Annotated in this window: 20 protein-coding genes; 9 read left to right on the top strand and 11 right to left on the bottom strand. The window is 65.3% G+C overall.

The genetic code is table 11. The features are described 5' to 3' along the window. Nucleotides 1–6: 6 nt before the first annotated feature. The 4 genes from AC1Z3V_RS15305 to AC1Z3V_RS15290 form a co-directional block, all read right to left on the bottom strand. Nucleotides 7–1,290: a dihydrolipoamide acetyltransferase family protein gene (locus AC1Z3V_RS15305; RefSeq protein WP_483500153.1), complete on the bottom strand. Its 1,284-nt coding sequence runs from the start codon at nt 1,288–1,290 to the stop codon at nt 7–9. A gap of 1 nt (nt 1,291) precedes the next feature. Then, nucleotides 1,292–2,305, bottom strand: coding sequence for an alpha-ketoacid dehydrogenase subunit beta (locus tag AC1Z3V_RS15300; RefSeq protein ID WP_429812986.1), 1,014 nt, complete (start codon nt 2,303–2,305; stop codon nt 1,292–1,294). 1 nt (nt 2,306) lies between these two features. Further along, entirely contained in the window at nt 2,307–3,539 is a 1,233-nt protein-coding gene (locus AC1Z3V_RS15295; RefSeq protein WP_483500152.1) for a thiamine pyrophosphate-dependent enzyme, read from the bottom strand. 422 nt (nt 3,540–3,961) lie between these two features. Then, the gene (locus AC1Z3V_RS15290; protein WP_483500151.1) at nt 3,962–5,293 is read right to left on the bottom strand and encodes an NAD(P)/FAD-dependent oxidoreductase; all 1,332 of its coding nucleotides are present in this window, start codon (nt 5,291–5,293) and stop codon (nt 3,962–3,964) included. 187 nt (nt 5,294–5,480) lie between these two features. Here AC1Z3V_RS15290 and AC1Z3V_RS15285 point away from each other — a divergent pair, with 187 nt between their 5' ends. Then, entirely contained in the window at nt 5,481–5,879 is a 399-nt protein-coding gene (locus AC1Z3V_RS15285) for a winged helix-turn-helix domain-containing protein (protein ID WP_429812991.1), read from the top strand. Here AC1Z3V_RS15285 and modC read toward each other — a convergent pair. From modC to modA, 3 genes are all read right to left on the bottom strand, one after another. Continuing rightward, on the bottom strand, nt 5,876–6,946 hold the full coding sequence (gene modC, locus AC1Z3V_RS15280) for a molybdenum ABC transporter ATP-binding protein (protein ID WP_483500149.1): 1,071 nt from the start codon (nt 6,944–6,946) through the stop codon (nt 5,876–5,878). The two genes, AC1Z3V_RS15285 and modC, sit on opposite strands and share 4 nt — an antisense overlap. Next, the gene (gene modB, locus AC1Z3V_RS15275; RefSeq protein WP_483500147.1) at nt 6,943–7,644 is read right to left on the bottom strand and encodes a molybdate ABC transporter permease subunit; all 702 of its coding nucleotides are present in this window, start codon (nt 7,642–7,644) and stop codon (nt 6,943–6,945) included. The genes modC and modB overlap by 4 nt, the downstream gene beginning before the upstream one ends. 166 nt (nt 7,645–7,810) lie before the next feature. Beyond that, complete coding sequence (gene modA / locus AC1Z3V_RS15270; RefSeq protein WP_483500145.1) at nt 7,811–8,602, bottom strand: molybdate ABC transporter substrate-binding protein; 792 nt, start codon at nt 8,600–8,602, stop codon at nt 7,811–7,813. A 234-nt stretch (nt 8,603–8,836) separates the two neighbouring features. On the opposite strand from modA, the gene ung reads away from it, so the two are divergent. The 6 genes from ung to AC1Z3V_RS15240 all read left to right on the top strand — a co-directional run bounded on the left by ung (nt 8,837) and on the right by AC1Z3V_RS15240 (nt 14,091). Then, a complete protein-coding gene (gene ung / locus AC1Z3V_RS15265; RefSeq protein ID WP_483500143.1) occupies nt 8,837–9,544 on the top strand; it encodes a uracil-DNA glycosylase in 708 nt (235 codons plus the stop codon). 107 nt (nt 9,545–9,651) lie between these two features. After that, the gene (gene cobF / locus AC1Z3V_RS15260; RefSeq protein WP_483500141.1) at nt 9,652–10,422 is read left to right on the top strand and encodes a precorrin-6A synthase (deacetylating); all 771 of its coding nucleotides are present in this window, start codon (nt 9,652–9,654) and stop codon (nt 10,420–10,422) included. A 171-nt stretch (nt 10,423–10,593) separates the two neighbouring features. Continuing rightward, nucleotides 10,594–11,961, top strand: a complete 1,368-nt coding sequence (gene cobG / locus AC1Z3V_RS15255) for a precorrin-3B synthase (protein WP_483504091.1) — start codon at nt 10,594–10,596, stop codon at nt 11,959–11,961. A gap of 2 nt (nt 11,962–11,963) precedes the next feature. Beyond that, entirely contained in the window at nt 11,964–12,596 is a 633-nt protein-coding gene (locus AC1Z3V_RS15250) for a precorrin-8X methylmutase (RefSeq protein WP_173520268.1), read from the top strand. Continuing rightward, nucleotides 12,593–13,330 (top strand): precorrin-2 C(20)-methyltransferase, encoded by a 738-nt coding sequence (locus tag AC1Z3V_RS15245; protein ID WP_483500139.1) that lies wholly within the window; start codon nt 12,593–12,595, stop codon nt 13,328–13,330. Before AC1Z3V_RS15250 ends, AC1Z3V_RS15245 begins: the two co-directional genes overlap by 4 nt. After that, nucleotides 13,327–14,091, top strand: a complete 765-nt coding sequence (locus AC1Z3V_RS15240) for a precorrin-3B C(17)-methyltransferase (protein ID WP_483500137.1) — start codon at nt 13,327–13,329, stop codon at nt 14,089–14,091. Before AC1Z3V_RS15245 ends, AC1Z3V_RS15240 begins: the two co-directional genes overlap by 4 nt. Here the strand turns inward: AC1Z3V_RS15240 and AC1Z3V_RS15235 are convergent. After that, entirely contained in the window at nt 14,070–14,825 is a 756-nt protein-coding gene (locus tag AC1Z3V_RS15235; RefSeq protein WP_483504090.1) for a cobalt-precorrin-6A reductase, read from the bottom strand. The two genes, AC1Z3V_RS15240 and AC1Z3V_RS15235, sit on opposite strands and share 22 nt — an antisense overlap. Here AC1Z3V_RS15235 and cbiE point away from each other — a divergent pair. Together cbiE and cobM are read left to right on the top strand one after the other, a co-directional pair. Further along, nucleotides 14,824–16,065: a precorrin-6y C5,15-methyltransferase (decarboxylating) subunit CbiE gene (gene cbiE, locus AC1Z3V_RS15230; protein WP_483500135.1), complete on the top strand. Its 1,242-nt coding sequence runs from the start codon at nt 14,824–14,826 to the stop codon at nt 16,063–16,065. The two genes, AC1Z3V_RS15235 and cbiE, sit on opposite strands and share 2 nt — an antisense overlap. Nucleotides 16,066–16,191: 126 nt before the next feature. After that, nucleotides 16,192–16,953, top strand: a complete 762-nt coding sequence (gene cobM / locus AC1Z3V_RS15225; RefSeq protein ID WP_483500133.1) for a precorrin-4 C(11)-methyltransferase — start codon at nt 16,192–16,194, stop codon at nt 16,951–16,953. Nucleotides 16,954–17,007: 54 nt separating this feature from the next. Here cobM and mnhG read toward each other — a convergent pair whose 3' ends face one another. The 3 genes from mnhG to AC1Z3V_RS15210 are packed head-to-tail and all read right to left on the bottom strand — an operon-like array spanning nt 17,008 to nt 18,142. Further along, nucleotides 17,008–17,382: a monovalent cation/H(+) antiporter subunit G gene (mnhG, locus tag AC1Z3V_RS15220; protein WP_429813012.1), complete on the bottom strand. Its 375-nt coding sequence runs from the start codon at nt 17,380–17,382 to the stop codon at nt 17,008–17,010. Next, on the bottom strand, nt 17,379–17,660 hold the full coding sequence (locus tag AC1Z3V_RS15215; RefSeq protein WP_429813015.1) for a K+/H+ antiporter subunit F: 282 nt from the start codon (nt 17,658–17,660) through the stop codon (nt 17,379–17,381). Before AC1Z3V_RS15215 ends, mnhG begins: the two co-directional genes overlap by 4 nt. After that, entirely contained in the window at nt 17,657–18,142 is a 486-nt protein-coding gene (locus tag AC1Z3V_RS15210) for a Na+/H+ antiporter subunit E (protein WP_483500130.1), read from the bottom strand. The genes AC1Z3V_RS15215 and AC1Z3V_RS15210 overlap by 4 nt, the downstream gene beginning before the upstream one ends. Nucleotide 18,143: the final 1 nt, after the last annotated feature.

Below are 18,143 nucleotides of genomic sequence, written 5' to 3'. Positions count from 1 at the left end.
ATCGCCTCAGGCCTCCACGAAAATAAGCGCCGGCGTTTCGAGCAGGGTCTTCAGCCGCTGCACGAAGACGGCCGCATCCCAGCCGTCGATGACGCGGTGATCGAAGCTCGAGGACAGGTTCATGATCTTGCGCGGTACGAACTGCGTGCCGTCCCAGACCGGACGGATCGCCAGCTTGTTGACGCCGACGATCGCCACTTCCGGGTGGTTGATGACTGGGGTGGAGACGATGCCGCCGAGCGCGCCGAGCGACGAGATGGTGATCGTCGATCCGGTGAGTTCATCACGGGTGGCGGTCCCGGTGCGGGCTGCCTCGGCAAGACGGTTGAGCTCGTTGGCGCAGTCCCAGATGCCACGCGCTTCGGCATGGCGCACCACCGGCACGGTGAGGCCCGCCGGCGTCTGGGTGGCAATGCCGATATGCACGGCATGATGGCGATGGATGATGCCGGGGCCGTCGTCGAAGATCGCGTTGACGGCTGGCTGCTCGGCAACGGTGCGAACGAGCGCCCGCATCAGATAGGGCAGGATCGTCAGCTTTGGCTGGTCCGCCTTGCGGTCGCGGTTCATGGTGGTGCGCAGGTCCTCGAGCGCCGTCATGTCGACCTCTTCGACATAGGTGATGTGGGGAATGCGCGAGGTCGAAAGCGACATCTTCTCGGCGATGCGGCGGCGCAGCCCCGTCACCTTGATTTCATCGACCGCGGTCTTGCGCTGAAGGCCGGCGGGCGCCAGCGCCGGCTGGGCGCCGCGGGCGATGAACTGGTCGAGGTCATCATGAGTGATCCGCCCGGCCGGACCGGTGCCGGTCACCTGGCGGAGATCGACGCCGCTTTCCTTGGCGCGCAGGCGCACGGCCGGTGACGCCAGCGCCTTTTCCAGCCGTTCGCCCGTCGCGTGGACGCCATTGGCGGCCGGCGCCTTGGCCTCGACCTTGGCGGGCTGGACGGGCCTGGCGACGGGCGCCGGTGCCTCGACCTTCACTTCGGGCTTCTCTTCAGCCTTCGCGGCCGGCTTTTCGTCGAGAGGTGCGGTGGTTACGCCTTCGCCGGCAATCTCGATGCGCACGAGCGGCGATTTCACTGCGACCGTGTCGCCCACTTCGGCGCCGAGCCAGAGCACGGTGCCGGTCACGGGCGATGGGATTTCGACGGTTGCCTTGTCGGTCATGACGGCGGCGAGCACCATGTCCTCGCGCACGGGATCGCCGGGCTTCACATGCCATTCGACGAGTTCCGCCTCGGCCACGCCTTCGCCGACATCGGGCATCTTGATTACGAATTCGCCCATGTCAGGCCTCCATCACTTCGACGAGCGCGCGTCCGACGCGCGCGGGGCCGGGGAAATAGTCCCATTCCTGGGCGTGCGGGTAGGGCGTGTCCCAGCCGGCAACGCGCACGACGGGCGCTTCGAGATGGTAGAAGCAATGTTCCTGCACGAGGGCGGCGACTTCGCCGCCGAAGCCCGATGTGAGCGTTGCCTCGTGCACGACGACACAGCGGCCGGTCTTCTCGACGGATTTCACGATCGTGTCGAGGTCGAGCGGCAGCAGGCTGCGCAGGTCGATCACTTCGGCGTCGATGCCGGTCTCCTCGGCCGCGGCAAGCGCCACATGCACCATGGTGCCGTAGGCGACGACAGTGACGGCGGAGCCCAGGCGGCGGACTTCCGCCTTGCCGATCGGGATCGTGTAGTGTCCCTCCGGCACCTCGCCGAGATCATGCTTCGACCAGGGGATGACCGGTCGGTCGTGATGGCCGTCGAACGGACCGTTGTAGAGCCGCTTCGGCTCGAGGAACATCACGGGATCGGGATCTTCGATCGAAGCGATCAGCAGGCCCTTGGCGTCATAGGGATTCGAAGGCACCACGACCTTGAGGCCGCAGACATGGGTGAAAAGCGCTTCCGGGCTCTGGCTGTGCGTCTGGCCGCCGAAGATGCCGCCGCCGGTCGGCATGCGCAGCACGATCGGGCAGGTGAAATCGCCGTTGGAGCGGTAGCGGATGCGGGCCGCTTCCTGGGTGATCTGGTCGTAGGCCGGATACATGTAGTCGGCAAACTGGATCTCGACGCAGGGCTTCAGGCCGTAGGCCGCCATGCCGATTGCCGTTCCGACGATGCCGCTCTCGCTGATCGGCGCGTCGAAGCAGCGGGTCTTGCCGTATTTCGCCTGAAGCCCCTGCGTGCAGCGGAAAACGCCGCCGAAATAGCCGACATCCTCGCCGAAGACGACGACATTGTCGTCGCGCTCCATGGAGACATCCATGGCGCTGCGCACGGCTTCGATCATTGTCATTCTGGCCATATCAGTATCCTGCCTTCTGCCGCTGGCGGCGAATGTGCGGCGGCATCTCGGCGTAGACGCCCTCGAAGATATCGCGCACCGAGGGTTTGCCGCCGGCATGCAGCGTGCCGTGGCCTTCGGCCTGTTTCTGCGCCTGGATCACTTCGTCCAGGATCTCGGCCTCGGCCTGGGCGTGGCGTTCCTCCGACCAGGCGCCGCGCAGGATGAGGTGCTTCTTCAGCCTCAGGACCGGGTCGCCGAGCGGCCAGGCCTCCGATTCCGTCTTGGGGCGATAGGCGCTCGGATCGTCGGAGGTCGAATGGGCGCCGACCCGGTAGGTGACGTATTCGATCAGCGTCGGGCCGAGGTTGCGTCTTGCCCGCTCGGCCGCCCATTTGGCGACGGCGTAGACGGCAAGATAGTCGTTGCCGTCGACGCGCAGCGCCGGGATGCCGAAGCCAAGGCCGCGGGCGGCGAAGGTGCCGGAACCGCCGCGGGCAATGCCCTGGAAGGTCGAGATCGCCCACTGATTGTTGACGATATTGAGGATGACGGGCGCCTTGTAGGTGGAGGCGAAGACGAGCGCCGAGTGGAAGTCCGATTCCGCCGTCGAACCATCACCGATCCAGGCGGCGGCGATCCTGGTGTCTCGCTTGATTGCGGACGCCATCGCCCAGCCGACCGCCTGCACATACTGGGTGGCGAGGTTGCCGGAGATGGTGAAGAATCCGTGCTCCTTGGAGGAATACATGATCGGCAATTGCCGGCCGCGCAGCGGATCGCTTTCATTCGAGAAGATCTGGTTCATCATCTCGACCATCGGGTAGCCGTCGGCGATCAATAGGCCCGCCTGGCGATAGGTCGGGAAGTTCATGTCGCCTTTGTTCAGCGCCTTACGGAAGGCGCAGCTGACGGCTTCTTCACCCAGATGCTGCATGTAGAAGGAGGTCTTGCCCTGGCGCTGGGCCATCAGCATGCGCGCATCGAAGGCGCGCAGCGTCATCATGTGGCGGAGACCGGCGAGAAGTTCGTCATCCGAGAGCAGCCCGGCCCAGGGGCCGACCGCCTCACCATCGCGGTTAAGCACGCGGATGATCGAATAGGCGAGGTCGCGGATCTCCTCGGGCGCGACGTCTACCTCCGGGCGCGGCACCGAGCCGGCTTTCGGGATCTTGACGTTGGAGAAATCCGGCTCACCACCGGGCCGAACCGCCGGTTCGGGGACATGCAGACTAAGTCGATCGAGATCGCTCATGCGGTTTCCGGCCTCCTCCGGAGTGCGCAGCGCACCAATTCAAGAGCGGTTCCAGTCGAATCGCTCTTCATCTCTGTTCTCACGCATTTCCGGGCGCAAAACCGCTCAGCACTCTTGCTGGAAATGCTTTTGCTTCGGAAGAACCGTAGGCCTGAGGTGTACGAGGACGTGCAATGTTACCCGCAAGGCTCCTCCGCCCGAGGTCTGCACAGACTCCTCCTAAAAGCCCCCGTTCTCCCGACGGGAATGCTCACAGACTGCCATGAGTTCCGGGGCTTATGAAGGTCTTTCCGTCGTGTGGGGCGGGGGCAGGCAAAGAAAGATAGAATCCTGCCGGGAGTGCGCCCACGCGTTGTGTTGCGCATATCGCTGCCGGTCGCTGCTTGTAATTTTCTTTCGTGGCCAGCCGCCGGCGACGACGGTCAAACCGGAGGAGCAAGCGTGATGGGCGTTCCATCGAAGAAGCGCGAGAGCCGGAATGGCGTCGGATCGACGATCGGTTTCTTGCCGGTCACGAGATCGGCGACGAGATGGCCGGCACCGGGGCCGATGCCGAAACCGTGGCCCGAAAATCCCGTCGCGATGACGAGGCCCGGAACGGCGTCGGCTGGCGAGATGACGGGCACGGCATCGGGCGTCACGTCGATCAGGCCCGCCCAGATCTGCTGCACCTTGGTTTCGCGCAGGAAAGGGAAAGCCTTGCCGGCGGCGTCCAGGGCCTTCAGCGCCCGGCGCGAATCCGGGTTGGGATCGAGCACGCGGTGCCGCTCGAACGCGCCGGGCCGGTCGAGCGGCACGGAGCCGATTTCGAACAGTTCGTTCCAGCTCTGGGCGCTGATACCCACCTGGACAGCCTCGCCCTCGGCCTTTCGCGCCAGCTGGAAATCGCGGAAGAAGGCGAAGCTGTCGGGTACGATCGCATGCAGGTTGGCGGCACCGTCGGCAATCGTATAGCCGCCGTCGAGCCGCTTGCGATAGGCATAGGTCGCCGTTGCGCCGGCACCGTCGGGGCCGCCGGAAACGGCCCCGATTCTCAGCACCGTATTGCGGACCTTCAGTTGCGGGAGGCGGATGCCAAGGCCTTTGAGGAACAGCCGGGACCAGGCGCCGCCGGCGACGATGACCGTCGATGTCTCGATACGCCCCCTCTCGGTGACGACGGCGGAGATCCGCCCGGCGGCCTTCTCGACGCCGCGCACGGCACAGCCGGTCAAGATGCGGGCACCGGCGCGACGGGCGCCGGTAACGAGCGCCGGCACTGCCTTCTGCGGTTCGGCCCGACCATCGCTCGGCGTGAAGAGCGCGCCTTCATAACGGATTGCGGCACCGGGCATCATGGCCTCGGTGGCGTCGGGGCCGAGTTGTTCACTATCGACGCCGTAGGGCTTTGCCATGGCGAGCCAGGCGTCGCGATTGGCGACGTCGCGCTCGTTCTCGGAGATGTAGAGAATACCGCTGCGGCGAAAGCCGGTCTCGCCGCCAATGCGGGCGTCGAGCGTATCCCAGATCTTCAGCGCCTCGATCGCCAGCGGGATCTCGCGCTCGTCGCGGCCCATGACCCGCACCCAGCCCCAGTTGCGGCTCGACTGCTCCGCTCCGGGCATGCCCTTCTCACAGAGAACGACGTCGACACCGCGTTCGGCGAGGAAGAGAGCGGTGCTGACGCCGATGATGCCGCCACCGACGATGACGACGTCGGCCTTGGCGGGCAAGGCAGTATCGGTTGCGATGGGATCGAGCGTCGGACCGGGCATGGAGAAGGTACTTTCGGGCAGGACTTGTCGGGATCATCGGTGCATGTCGAAGGCGCGAGATCAAGACCCGCTATCTGGCCATTGATCGAAAGCTGGGGTTTGCCGGCTCGCTTTGTTTGGGAAAGCTGGTCCGGCTCGTCACCCGGCGGACTTCCGGTTTGCTCGGCGAGCTTCTATGCTCGCCCGCATGAGTGACAACCGCCCCGATCTTCGCACCGTCCTGCGCATCGATTTTCCGCCTGCCGGCCGGCTCGGTCGCGGCAAGATCATGCTGCTCGAACTGATCCGCGAGACCGGTTCCATCTCCGCTGCCGGGCGGGCGATGGACATGTCCTATCGCCGCGCCTGGCTGCTGGTCGATGCCTTGAACCGGATGTTCAGCGAGCCATCGGTCGATACGCAGCGCGGCGGCAAGCAAGGCGGGGGAGCATTGGTGACGCCGTTCGGCGAAGAGCTGATCCGACGCTACAGGCAGATGGAAGAAAGGGCGCAAGCCGCGATTGCCGAGGATCTCGCCTGGCTCGAGTCCGTTCGCGGCAGCGATGCACCGTCCGATACTGGCGACGTCGTTTCCAAGAAGGCCTAGTGATCGATCGCCACGGACTTGATGATGGCATAGACCGTCTTGCCGGGAGCGAGCTGCAGCGCGTCGCGTGAAAAGCGGGTAATGCGGGCGGCAATTGTCGCATCGCCACAATTCACCCTGACGTCGATGCTGCCGTCTTCCTCGGTCGCGATCGCAAGGATTCGCCCTTCGAGCACGTTGAGCGCACTGATCTCCACCGGTCTTGATGTCGCCAGCATGACGTCGCGCGCGGCGATGTGCAGGCGAAGCCTGCTGCCGGGTGTGGCACTGACACCCGCAATGCGCAGCCGTTCCCGTCCGACCCGGACGGTCGTCAACTCGCGGGACGGATCGGTTCCCGCGACCTCGCCCTCCAGCAGCACGCCGGCCTCGCGCCGGCCGGTGGCGAGCGTGGCGGCGGGGGCGCTCAACACCTCAGCGGCCGCGCCCGATGCCGTGACCCGACCATTTTCGAGCACCACGACGCGCCGCGCCAACCGGGCGACTTCGCTGACGGAATGGCTGACATAGACGATCGGAATGCCGGCATCGTCACGCAGCCGTTCGAGATAGGGCAGAATCTCCGCCTTGCGCGCCTCGTCGAGGGCGGCAAGCGGTTCGTCCATCAGCAGCAGGCGCGGTGCCGCCAGCAGGGCGCGGCCGATCGCGACGCGCTGCCGTTCGCCGCCGGAAAGGGCTGAAGGATTACGGTCGAGCAGATGGGCGATGCCGAGCATGTCGACAATGCGTGTGAAATCGCTGCCGCCACCCTTGCCGGCGAACCAGCGGCCATAGGCGAGGTTGTGGCCTACGCTCAGATGCGGAAAGAGCCGCGCTTCCTGGAAGACGTAGCCGAAGCGGCGGCGATGCACGGGGGTAAAGATCCGGCGCTCGCTGTCGGCGATGACGTCGCCGTCGAGCACAACGCGGCCGCTTTGCGGCTTCAGCAGCCCGGCGATAATGTTGATGAGCGAGGTCTTGCCGGAGCCGGAGCGGCCGAACAGTGCGGTCACGCCGCCGTCGGACGTAAAGGCGGCATCGAGGGCGAAATGGCCGAGCTGGTGGCGGGCTTCGACGATGAGGTTCATGGGGCCGCCACCCGTCTGGCGGCAAATGCCGCCAGCAGTTCGGAAAAGATCAGGGCGGCCATGGAGATGATGATCGAAATGATCGTCAGCCGCATGGCGCCGGCATCGCCGCCCGGCACCTGGGTGAAGGTGTAGATGGCGGAGGAAAGCGTCTGCGTCTCGCCGGGAATGTTGGAGACGAAGGTGATCGTCGCACCGAACTCGCCCATTGCCTTGGCGAAGGCGATGATCATGCCGGCGATGATGCCGGGGATGATCAGCGGCAGGGTGACGGTGACGAAGACCCAGGGCGGGCTGGCGCCAAGCGTGGTCGCCGCGTCTTCCAGCTTGCGGTCGACCGCCTCGATCGACAGGCGGATGCTACGCACCATCAGCGGAAAGGCCATGACAGCGCAGGCAAGTGCCGCGCCCGTCCAGCGGAAGGAAAAGACCAGGCCGAAGTAATCGGCGAAGAAGGCGCCGAGCGGTCCGCGGCGGCCGAAGAGCAAGAGAAGGAGGAAGCCGGTGACGACGGGCGGCAGGATCAGCGGCAAGTGAACGAGGCCGTTCAGCAGCGTCTTGCCCCAGAAGCGGCCGCGGGCGAGCAGCATGGCGACAGCGAGCGCGAAGGGCAGGCTGCAGAGCATTGCGACGGTTGCGACGCGCAGGCTCAGCATGATCGCCGTCCATTCGGCATCGCTCACTGCAAGCCAGTCCAATGGATATCGCTCCCGATACGTGGCCGGTGGGATGTGGCTATCCGCCTGCGTCCGCCCCTGCCTCTGACCCATGATTGCGTCGCCCGCGTTTGGGCGCGGGCGACGCGTGACGATAGATGCTTCGCCTGCCTCTGGACAGCCGAGATCCAACGTCGTTTCAGGCCGATTACTTGAGAACCGTGAAGCCCTGCTTTTCGAAGAGGGCGGCTGCCTTGTCCGACTTGACGAAGTCGACATAGGCGGCGGCATCCGGGTTCTTGCTTTCGGCGGTGATCGCGATCGGATAGACGATCGGCGGATGGCTGTCTTCGGGGAAGGTACCGACGACCTTCACGCCCGGATCGGCCGCGGCGTCGGTCTGGTAGACGACGCCGTAAGGCGCTTCGCCGCGGGAGACGAGGAGGAGGGCGGCGCGAACGCTTTCGGCTCCGGCGACCCTGGGTTCGACAGCCTTCCAGGCGTCGAGCTTTTCGAGTGCGGCCTTGCCGTATTTGCCGGCGGGAACGGAATCAACTGCACCCATGGCGAGGCGACCGTCGCCGAGCATGCCCGCGAGATCGAAGCCCTGCTTGATCTCGACCGGTGCCGCGTCCTGCTTGCCGGAGACGAGCACGATGCGGTTGCCGAGCAGGTTCGACCGGGTGTCATCCTTGATCAGCTTCTTGTCGGCGAGATAGTCCATCCAGGCAAGATCGGCAGAAATGAAGACATCGGCCGGGGCGCCCTGTTCCACTTGCTTGGCGAGCGCGGAGCTTGCAGCGTAGGAGACGGTTGTTTGCTTGTCGCTTTCCTTCTGCCACTCGGCATTGATCGCATCGAGCGCGTTCTTCAGGCTCGCGGCGGCAAAGACCGTCACCTTCTCTTCAGCCCGCGCGGCTGCCGGCATCACGGTGCTGCCGGCCCAGGCGAGGCCGAGTGTCAGCACCAGGCCCCTCAGCCAGTCTCTTCTCTTGATCATCAAATTCCCTCCCAGCGTGATATCTCTCAGGATACAACGGTGTCGCTTTCTGATTACCGATGTATTCTTTGAAATACAATGCTCTTGAGCGAGGTTAGTGATCCGCACGAAGGCGCGCCGATAGATCGGGCAAAACCCGTGCAACATCCGACGGACGCGGGCGATAGTCCTTGCGATGACGGTCGGGCGGCCTAAATTGCTGGCTTCGAAGCCGAAAGATGGACCGGAGGTGTGATGGAAACGGCGGTGAAGCTCGAAGAGAGCTGGAAGGCAGCGCTGGCGCCGGAGTTTTCCAGCGCCTATATGGCCGACCTCAAGCAGTTCCTCGTTGCACAGAAGAGCGCAGGCCGGCAGATTTTTCCGCGCGGCGCCGAATATTTTCGCGCCCTCGACCTGACGCCGCTCGACAAGGTGCGCGTCGTCATCCTCGGCCAGGATCCCTATCACGGCGACGGCCAGGCGCACGGGCTCTGCTTCAGTGTTCGCCCCGGCGTGCGGACGCCGCCCTCGCTCGTCAACATCTACAAGGAACTGAACACCGATCTCGGCATTCCACCGGCGCGGCACGGCTTTCTCGAAAGCTGGGCGAAGCAGGGCGTGCTCCTGTTGAACAGCGTGCTGACGGTGGAGCGCGGGCTGGCCGCCTCGCACCAGGGACGCGGTTGGGAACGTTTTACCGACGCGATCATTCGTGCGGTCAACGAAGCCGATCATCCGGTCGTCTTCATGCTCTGGGGTTCCTACGCGCAGAAGAAGGCGGCTTTCGTCGACCGCTCGCGCCATCTGGTGTTGCGAGCCCCGCATCCCTCGCCCCTGTCCGCCCATTCCGGTTTTCTCGGTTGCCGACATTTCTCCCAGGCCAATGCCTTCCTGGAATCGAAGGGCTTCGACCCGATCGACTGGCGCCTGCCCGACAATCCAGTTGCGGCCGAGATCAATTGAGGTCGGTCTCGGCCTGACGCGGATGGCGGTCTCGCTGTCGCGCGAAGAGCTTGCGTCGGCAGCAGCGATGCGCCTAAGACGCCTGGACAGGAATGGTGGAGGCGGACATGCGCAAAATTCTGATCATCGGCATCGGTTCCGGCAATCCGGAGCACATGACGGTGCAGGCGATCAATGCGCTGAACCAGGCGGACGTGCTCTTCATCCCGACCAAAGGGGCGAAGAAGACCGAGCTTGCCGAAGTGCGCCGCGACATCTGCGCCCGATACGTGACGCGCAGCGACAGCCGCATCGTCGAATTCGCGGTGCCGGTACGCCGCACCGAGGGCGTCAGCTACGATGGCAGCGTCGACGACTGGCATCAACAGATCGCTGCGATCTACGAAAGGCTGCTTGCCGACGAGTTGGGCGAGGAGGGAACCGGTGCGTTCCTCGTCTGGGGCGATCCGATGCTCTACGACAGCACCATCCGCATCGTCGAGCGGGTCAAGGCGCGCGGGCAGGTTGCCTTCGATTATGACGTCATCCCGGGGATCACCAGCCTGCAGGCGCTCTGCGCCAGCCATCGGATTCCGCTCAACCTCGTCGGCAAGCCGGTGGAAATCACCACCGGGCGCCGGTTGCACGAGAGTTTTCCCGAGAGGAGTCAGACCTCCGCCGTCATGCTCGACGGCGAACAGGCGTTCCAGCGGATCGACGATCCGGATGCGGAGATTTTCTGGGGTGCCTATCTCGGCACGCCGGATGAGATCGTCATTTCCGGCCGCCTTGCCGCGGTGAAAGAACGGATCCTCGAAACCCGAGCGGCGGCGCGTGAGAAGATGGGATGGATCATGGATATTTATCTGCTTCGCAAGGGCGCCGATTTCGAGGAGTGACGAGGCGAGCGGATCGCGTCGTGTTTGATCTCACTCAAGGTTTGCCGCCGTGTTATAGGGTCTTAGGGTGGGATGAGGAAAAGTGTTTGCGGTTTTCCGCCCGCACCCCGCTCTCGCTTTTTTGAACAGAGGTTTCTTCAGGGAGGAGGGCCTCGAGCGATGACGAATTTGATGACCAGTTGCGCCCTCTCGTCGACAGTCGAAGCCGGTGCGGATGCCTCGATGCGGCGCGGCGCCTGTCCGTCGCTCGCCGCGCCGATGCAGACCGGCGATGGCCTGCTCGTGCGGCTCAGGCCCGATGACGACAGTCTGACTATCCCCAAGGTCCTGGCGCTGGCAGCCGCGGCTGAAACCTTCGGCAACGGCATCATCGAGATCACCGCGCGCGGAAACCTGCAGCTGCGCGGCCTGAGCGATGCGACGGTGCCGGCGCTGGCACAGGCGATCGGCGATGCGGAGATCACGATCGCCGAAGGACTGGCGATCGAGGTGCCGCCACTTGCCGGTATCGACCCCGCAGAGATTGCCGATCCCCGTCCGATCGCGGCGGCTCTTCGCGGGGCTTTGCAGGTGCACCGGCCGTCCTTGAAATTCGCACCCAAATTGTCCGTCGTCATCGACGGTGGCGGCCGCTTCGGGCTCGATGCCGTCGTGGCCGATATTCGCCTTCAGGCACTTTCGACGCCGGATGGTGTCGTCTGGCTGCTGTCGCTTGGCGGAACTGCTGCGAGGGGAAGCATCGTCGGCGTGCTGAACGGCGACGCGATAGTGCCGGCGCTGATCGCCATCCTGGAGATGCTTTCCGGCCTTGGCACGGCCGCGCGCGGGCGCGATCTCGATTCCGGCGAAGTTCGCGCCCTTTGTCGTTGCGAGGGGCATTCCGAGCGCCCAGCCGTCCAAGGCTCGGCCGCGATACCCGGCATTCACGAGCTGGGGGACTCCGAAGCGGTTCTTGGACTCGGCCTCGCATTTGCACAGGTCGAGGCATCAGCGCTCGTCTCCTTTCTTCACCGGGCCGAGGCGCTCGGCGCCACTGCGATCCGGCTCGCGCCGGGGCATGCCTTCTTCGTGCTCGGTCTGGCGTGCGAGGCCGCAGCCGCGGCCCAGGGCTTGGCAGCCGCACTCGGCTTTCGCATCGCTGCCGAGGACCCGCGCAATGCGATCGCAACCTGCGCCGGCAGCAAGGGCTGTGCCTCCGCGCGGATGGAAACCAAGGCGATGGCGCAGCGCCTCGTCGAGGCGGCGCCCGACTTGCTCGATGGCTCGCTCACCGTCCATCTTTCCGGCTGCGCCAAGGGGTGTGCCCGGCCGAAACCGTCGGAATTGACGCTGGTCGGTGCGCCATCAGGATACGGGCTTGTCGTAAATGGGGCTGCCAACGGCTTGCCAAGCGCCTACACCGATGAGAATGGAGTGAAATCCGCGCTTGCCCGGCTCAGCCGGCTGGTGCGGCAAAACAAAGACGCTGGCGAATCGGCGCAGTCCTGTCTTACACGGCTCGGAGCTGCGCGCGTCTCGGCAGCGTTCGAACAGGGATAGACATGCCTGAGTATGATTACATTCGCGATGGCAACGCCATCTACGAGCGTTCCTTCGCCATCATCCGCGCCGAGGCCGATCTCTCGGGCTTCTCCGACGAGGAAGCGGATCTTGCGGTGCGCATGGTGCATGCCTGCGGCTCCGTCGAAGCGACCAAGCAGTTCGTCTTCTCTCCCGATTTCGTGACCTCGGCTCGCGCAGCACTGAAGGCCGGCGCGCCGATCCTCTGCGACGCCGAAATGGTCGCTCACGGTGTCACTCGCGCGCGGCTGCCGGCCGGTAACGAGGTGATCTGCACGCTGCGCGATCCGCGCACGCCTGAGATTGCCGCGGAGATCGGCAACACGCGGTCCGCGGCGGCGTTGAAGCTTTGGAGCGAGCGCCTGGCCGGCTCGGTCGTGGCGATCGGCAACGCGCCGACGGCCTTGTTCTTCCTGCTCGAAATGCTGCGCGACGGCGCGCCGAAGCCGGCGGCGATCCTCGGCATGCCCGTCGGTTTCGTCGGTGCGGCGGAATCGAAGGATGCGCTGGCCGAAAATTCCTATGGCGTTCCCTTCGCGATCGTCCGCGGCCGCCTCGGCGGCAGCGCCATGACGGCGGCGGCGCTGAATTCGCTCGCGAGGCCGGGCCTGTGAGCGGCGCCGGCGTGGGGCGCCTGATTGGCGTTGGAACCGGCCCGGGCGATCCGGAGCTATTGACGGTCAAGGCGGTGAAGGCGCTCGGCGAAGCCGACGTGCTTGCCTATTTTGCCAAGGCCGGGCGCAGCGGTAACGGTCGCGCGGTCGTCGAGGGCCTGCTGAAGCCGGATCTCGTCGAGCTGCCGCTCTACTATCCGGTGACGACCGAAATCGACAAGGATGACGGCGCCTACAAGAGCCAGATCACCGATTTCTACAATGCATCCGCCGAAGCCGTGGCGGCGCATCTTGCCGCCGGACGCACGGTCGCGGTGCTCAGCGAAGGCGATCCGCTGTTCTACGGATCCTACATGCATCTGCACGTGCGGTTGGCCAATCGCTTTCCGGTCGAGGTGATCCCCGGCATTACCGCCATGTCCGGCTGCTGGTCGCTCGCCGGCCTGCCGCTGGTTCAGGGCGACGACGTGCTTTCCGTGCTTCCGGGCACGATGGCCGAGGCCGAGCTTGGCCGGCGGCTCAAGGATACCGAAGCGGCCGTGATCATGAAGGTCGGGCGCAACCTGCCGAAGATCCGCCGGGCGCTTTCCGCCTCCGGCCGTCTCGATCAGGCCGTCTATGTCGAGCGCGGCACCATGAAGAACGCGGCGATGACGGCGCTTGCGGAAAAAGCCGACGACGAGGCGCCCTATTTCTCGCTGGTGCTCGTTCCCGGCTGGAAGGACCGGCCATGACCGGTACGCTCTATGTGGTCGGCACCGGACCGGGCAGCCCGAGGCAGATGACGCCGGAAACGGCCGAGGCGGTTGCGGCGGCTGAAGAATTCTACGGCTACTTTCCCTATCTCGACCGGCTGAACCTGCGCCCCGACCAGGTGCGCGTCGCCTCCGACAATCGCGAGGAGCTCGACCGGGCGCAGGTGGCACTGACGCGGGCCGCTGCCGGGGTGAAGGTCTGCATGGTTTCCGGCGGTGATCCGGGCGTCTTTGCCATGGCGGCCGCCGTGTGCGAGGCGATCGACAAGGGGCCAGAGGAATGGAAGTCGGTCGAACTGGTGATCACGCCCGGTGTGACCGCCATGCTCGCGGTTGCCGCCCGTATCGGCGCGCCGCTCGGCCACGATTTCTGCGCGATCTCGCTTTCCGACAACCTGAAGCCCTGGGAGGTCATCACCCGGCGGCTCAAGCTGGCGGCGGAGGCAGGGCTCGTGATCGCCCTCTACAATCCGATCAGCAAGGCGCGCCCGTGGCAGCTCGGCGAAGCCTTCGAGATCCTGCGCGGCGTTCTGCCAGCAACCGTTCCGGTGATCTTCGGGCGCGCCGCCGGACGGCCGGACGAGCGGATCGCGGTGATGCCGCTCGGCGAAGCCGATGCCAACCGCGCCGACATGGCGACCTGCGTCATCATCGGTTCGCCGGAAACGCGCATCGTCGAGCGTGAAGGGCAGCCGGATCTCGTCTACACGCCGCGTTTCTATGCGGGAGCAAGCCAGTGAGCGATGCGGTCGAGCGCCTCGTCGCAACTGCCCGCGGTCGGCACGTCCGCGGGCTTGCGCCGCTCGACCATGATCACCTCGATGCCAAGCCGGCGCGCCGCGGCGATCTTGCCATAGGTGGCGCTGCCACCACTGTTCTTGGCAACGATCACGTCGATGTGCCGGCTTTTGAGCAGCGTGGCTTCATCGCCCTCCGCGAAGGGGCCGGTCGCCAGGATCGCCTCCTGGTCCGGCAGTTTCAGCGGTGGGATCACCGGGTCGACGCTGCGGATGACATAGCTGTGCTGTGGCGCGGCTTCAAAGTGGAAGGCCTCCTGCCGGCCGATGGCGAGGAAGACACGGCGCGGGCGAGCGCCCAGCGCGCTCACTGCTTCGACGACGCTGCCGACCGAATTCCAGCGGTCGCCGGGCAAGGACTGCCATTCCGGTCGCCGGAGGGCCAGGAGCGGAACTCCGGTTCTTTGCGCCGCCTCAGCGGCATTGTGCGAAATGCGCGCGGCAAAGGGGTGCGTCGCATCGACCAGCAGCGCGATGTTCTCTTCGCGCAGGAAATGGGCCAGCCCGTCGGCGCCACCGAAGCCGCCGATGCGCGTCTTCACCGGCTGCGGCTTCGGGTCGGCGGTGCGACCGGCCAGCGAGATTGCGGTGTCGTAACGGACGTCTTCGGCCAACCGGCGCGCGAGCTCGCGCGCTTCGGTGGTGCCGCCCAAGATCAGGATGCGAGGTTTTTCCATGGCTGACGTGTCGAACGGCGATCCCGTCATCGTCTCCCCCTGGCTGACCGTCATCGGTATCGGTGAAGATGGTGTAGCGGGTCTCGGCGACGAGGCCAAGCGGCTGATCGCCGAGGCGCCCGTCGTCTATGGCGGCCATCGCCATCTGGAGCTTGCCGCGCCGCTGATCAAGGGCGAGGCCCACAATTGGCAGAGCCCGCTCGAACGCTCGGTCGTGGAGATCGTCGCGCGCCGCGGTACGCCCGTCGTGGTGCTCGCCTCGGGCGACCCGTTCTTCTTCGGCGTCGGCGTGACGCTGGCGCGCCGGATCGCCTCGGCCGAAATCCGTACGCTGCCGGCACCCTCGTCGATCAGCCTTGCAGCCTCGCGCCTCGGCTGGGCACTGCAGGAGGCGACACTCGTCTCGGTGCACGGGCGCCCGCTCGATCTCGTGCGGCCGCACCTGCATCCGGGTGCACGCGTGCTGACGCTGACGTCGGACGGAGCCGGCCCCAGGGATCTTGCCGAGCTTCTGGTCGCCAGCGGCTTCGGTCAGTCGCGGCTGACCGTGCTCGAGGCGCTCGGCGGCGCCGGCGAACGGGTGACGACGCAGATCGCATCGCGTTTCATGCTCGGCCTCGTCCATCCTCTCAATGTCTGTGCCATCGAGGTGACCGCCGAGGAGGGCGCGCGCATCCTGCCGCTCGCGGCCGGTCGCGACGACGCACTGTTCGAACATGACGGGCAGATCACCAAGCGGGAGGTGCGGGCACTGACGCTCTCGGCTCTCGCGCCGCGCAAGGGCGAATTGCTCTGGGATATCGGCGGTGGCTCAGGCTCGATCGGCATCGAATGGATGCTGGCCGACCCGACCATGCAGGCGATCTCCATCGAGGTGTCGCCGGAGCGGGCCGCACGTATCGGCCGCAACGCGACGATGTTCGGCGTGCCCGGGCTGACGGTGGTCGAAGGCGAGGCGCCGGCAGCGCTTGCGGGCCTGCCGCAGCCGGATGCGATCTTCATCGGCGGTGGCGGCAGCGAAGACGGCGTGATGGCGGCGGCGATCGCAGCGCTTGGCCCCGGCGGGCGCCTGGTTGCCAATGCGGTGACGACGGATATGGAGGCGGTTTTGCTCGATCATCACGCCAGGCTCGGCGGAACGCTGATCCGCATCGATATCGCCAGAGCCGGGCCCGTCGGCGCAATGACCGGCTGGCGGCCGGCCATGCCGGTGACCCAATGGTCGTGGATTAAGAGCTAGAGCAATACCAGCAAAAGTGCGAAGCGGTTTTGCGTCCGGGATTGCGCAAGAGCAAGAGAGCAATACCAGCAAAAGTGCGAAGCGGTTTTGCGTCCGGGATTGCGGGAATTAAAGAAAGAGCGACACATGACGGTACATTTCATAGGCGCCGGCCCGGGGGCTGCGGATCTGATCACGGTGCGCGGGCGCGACCTGATCGGGCGTTGCCCGGTCTGCCTCTATGCCGGCTCGATCGTTTCGCCGGAACTCCTGCAATATTGCCCGCCCGGCGCCCGCATCGTCGATACGGCGCCGATGTCGCTCGACGAGATCGAGGCAGAGTATGTGAAGGCGGCAGCCGACGGCCTGGACGTGGCACGGCTGCATTCCGGCGATCTTTCGGTGTGGAGTGCTGTGGCTGAACAGATCCGCCGGCTGGAAAAGCATGGCATCGCCTATACGATGACGCCGGGCGTGCCGTCCTTCGCCGCTGCGGCAGCAGCGCTCGGGCGCGAATTGACCATTCCAGCGGTTGCCCAGAGCCTGGTGCTGACCCGCGTCTCCGGCCGTGCCTCACCCATGCCGAACAGCGAAACGCTTTCCGCCTTCGGTGCCACCGGCGCGACGCTGGCGATCCATCTCGCCATCCATGCCCTTCAACAGGTGGTCGAGGAACTGGCGCCGCTCTATGGCGCCGATTGCCCCGTCGCGATCGTGGTCAAGGCTTCCTGGCCGGACGAGCGGGTGGTGCGCGGCACGCTCCGCGACATTGCCGACAAGGTGGCAGAAGAGCCGATCGAGCGTACGGCGCTGATCTTCGTTGGCCCCGGGCTCGCAGCTTCCGATTTCCGCGAGAGTTCGCTCTACGACCCGGCCTATCAGCGGCGGTTCAGAGGGCGCGGCGAGTAGGCCAGATAACTTCAAAGCTGTCATCGGCCTTCCGGGTCGCTCCGCGGCTTGAAACTACTCTGCCGATTCTTCTTCTCTCGGCGGTCGCTGCTTGCGCGGGACGCCGCTTTTTTCCGCGACGCGATCGCGATAGAGGGCTGCCTGGCCGAGCAGCATCAGCGTCATCGGCGTGGTGACGAGGACGAAGACGACGATCAGGATCTCGTGGAACACCCAGCGGCTCTGCAGCACCGCGAAGCAGATGATCGAGGCGGTGCAGATCAGGAGTACGCCGCCACTCGTCGCCAATGTCGGCGCATGGAGGCGCTCGTAGAAGCTGGTAAACCGCAGAAGGCCGACCGAGCCGACCAGGGCGATTGCGGCGCCCAGAACTGTCAGTCCGCAGACGAGGATGGCCGCCCATAGAGGAAGATCGGTGAGGTGGCTCATTCGATGATCTCCCCGCGCATCAGGAACTTGCCGAAGGCAATCGACGAAACGAAGCCGATAAGCGCGACGATCAACGCCGATTCGAAATAGATCGAGTTGGCGGTGCGGATGCCGAAGGTGAGCAGCATCAGCATGGCGTTGATATAGAGCGTGTCGAGGCCAAGGATGCGGTCCTGGGCGCGTGGGCCCCTCACCATGCGGTAGAAGGCGAAAGCCATCGCCAGGCCGAGCATGATCTGGGCAATCAGGATCGACCAGATGATTGAAAGTTCCATCATCCAAATATCTCCTTCAAGGCAGCCTCGTAGCGCTTGACCGTATCGATCCAAACGCGCTCGTTCTGCATGTCGAGCACATGGAAGAGCAGGGACTTGCGGCGGCGGTCGTATTCGAGCCAGGCTGTTCCGGGCGTCGCGGTCATCACGCAGGCAAGCAGGGCCAATGCGTTCTCGTCATCGAGATCGAGGTCGACAGTGAGAAACCCTGAGCTCGGCGGTCGGCGTCGGCCGCGCAAAATGACGGCAATGACGGCAAGGTTGGAGCGGATAACGTCGAGTGCAACAGTAAAGCCGAAGCGTAGCATCAGGAGGATTCGGCGCGGATGGGAGTGGGCGGGGCTGAGTTTCAGCGTCACCCAGCCGAGGCCGGTCGCCAGGATCGTGCCCATGACGAAAGTGCCGGGGGCGACCGATTGATTGAGCAGCAACCAGATGAGGAGCAGGGCAATCGACAGCAGCGGATAGGGGAGCCAGGTGCGCATC

The sequence above is a fragment of the Ensifer sp. 38_S197 genome (assembly GCF_056924495.1).
The sequence above is the reverse complement of the archived record's forward strand: the minus strand, read 5'-3'. Positions and strand labels throughout refer to the sequence as shown.

Coding starts and splice junctions, on each gene's coding strand:
- AC1Z3V_RS15305 (WP_483500153.1), bottom strand. CDS start 1,290: ATGGGCGAATTCGTAATCAAGATGCCCGATGTCGGCGAAGGCGTGGCC.
- AC1Z3V_RS15300 (WP_429812986.1), bottom strand. CDS start 2,305: ATGGCCAGAATGACAATGATCGAAGCCGTGCGCAGCGCCATGGATGTC.
- AC1Z3V_RS15295 (WP_483500152.1), bottom strand. CDS start 3,539: ATGAGCGATCTCGATCGACTTAGTCTGCATGTCCCCGAACCGGCGGTT.
- AC1Z3V_RS15290 (WP_483500151.1), bottom strand. CDS start 5,293: ATGCCCGGTCCGACGCTCGATCCCATCGCAACCGATACTGCCTTGCCC.
- AC1Z3V_RS15285 (WP_429812991.1), top strand. CDS start 5,481: ATGAGTGACAACCGCCCCGATCTTCGCACCGTCCTGCGCATCGATTTT.
- modC (WP_483500149.1), bottom strand. CDS start 6,946: ATGAACCTCATCGTCGAAGCCCGCCACCAGCTCGGCCATTTCGCCCTC.
- modA (WP_483500145.1), bottom strand. CDS start 8,602: ATGATCAAGAGAAGAGACTGGCTGAGGGGCCTGGTGCTGACACTCGGC.
- ung (WP_483500143.1), top strand. CDS start 8,837: ATGGAAACGGCGGTGAAGCTCGAAGAGAGCTGGAAGGCAGCGCTGGCG.
- cobF (WP_483500141.1), top strand. CDS start 9,652: ATGCGCAAAATTCTGATCATCGGCATCGGTTCCGGCAATCCGGAGCAC.
- cobG (WP_483504091.1), top strand. CDS start 10,594: ATGACCAGTTGCGCCCTCTCGTCGACAGTCGAAGCCGGTGCGGATGCC.
- AC1Z3V_RS15250 (WP_173520268.1), top strand. CDS start 11,964: ATGCCTGAGTATGATTACATTCGCGATGGCAACGCCATCTACGAGCGT.
- AC1Z3V_RS15240 (WP_483500137.1), top strand. CDS start 13,327: ATGACCGGTACGCTCTATGTGGTCGGCACCGGACCGGGCAGCCCGAGG.
- cbiE (WP_483500135.1), top strand. CDS start 14,824: ATGGCTGACGTGTCGAACGGCGATCCCGTCATCGTCTCCCCCTGGCTG.
- AC1Z3V_RS15235 (WP_483504090.1), bottom strand. CDS start 14,825: ATGGAAAAACCTCGCATCCTGATCTTGGGCGGCACCACCGAAGCGCGC.
- cobM (WP_483500133.1), top strand. CDS start 16,192: ATGACGGTACATTTCATAGGCGCCGGCCCGGGGGCTGCGGATCTGATC.
- mnhG (WP_429813012.1), bottom strand. CDS start 17,382: ATGAGCCACCTCACCGATCTTCCTCTATGGGCGGCCATCCTCGTCTGC.
- AC1Z3V_RS15215 (WP_429813015.1), bottom strand. CDS start 17,660: ATGATGGAACTTTCAATCATCTGGTCGATCCTGATTGCCCAGATCATG.
- AC1Z3V_RS15210 (WP_483500130.1), bottom strand. CDS start 18,142: ATGCGCACCTGGCTCCCCTATCCGCTGCTGTCGATTGCCCTGCTCCTC.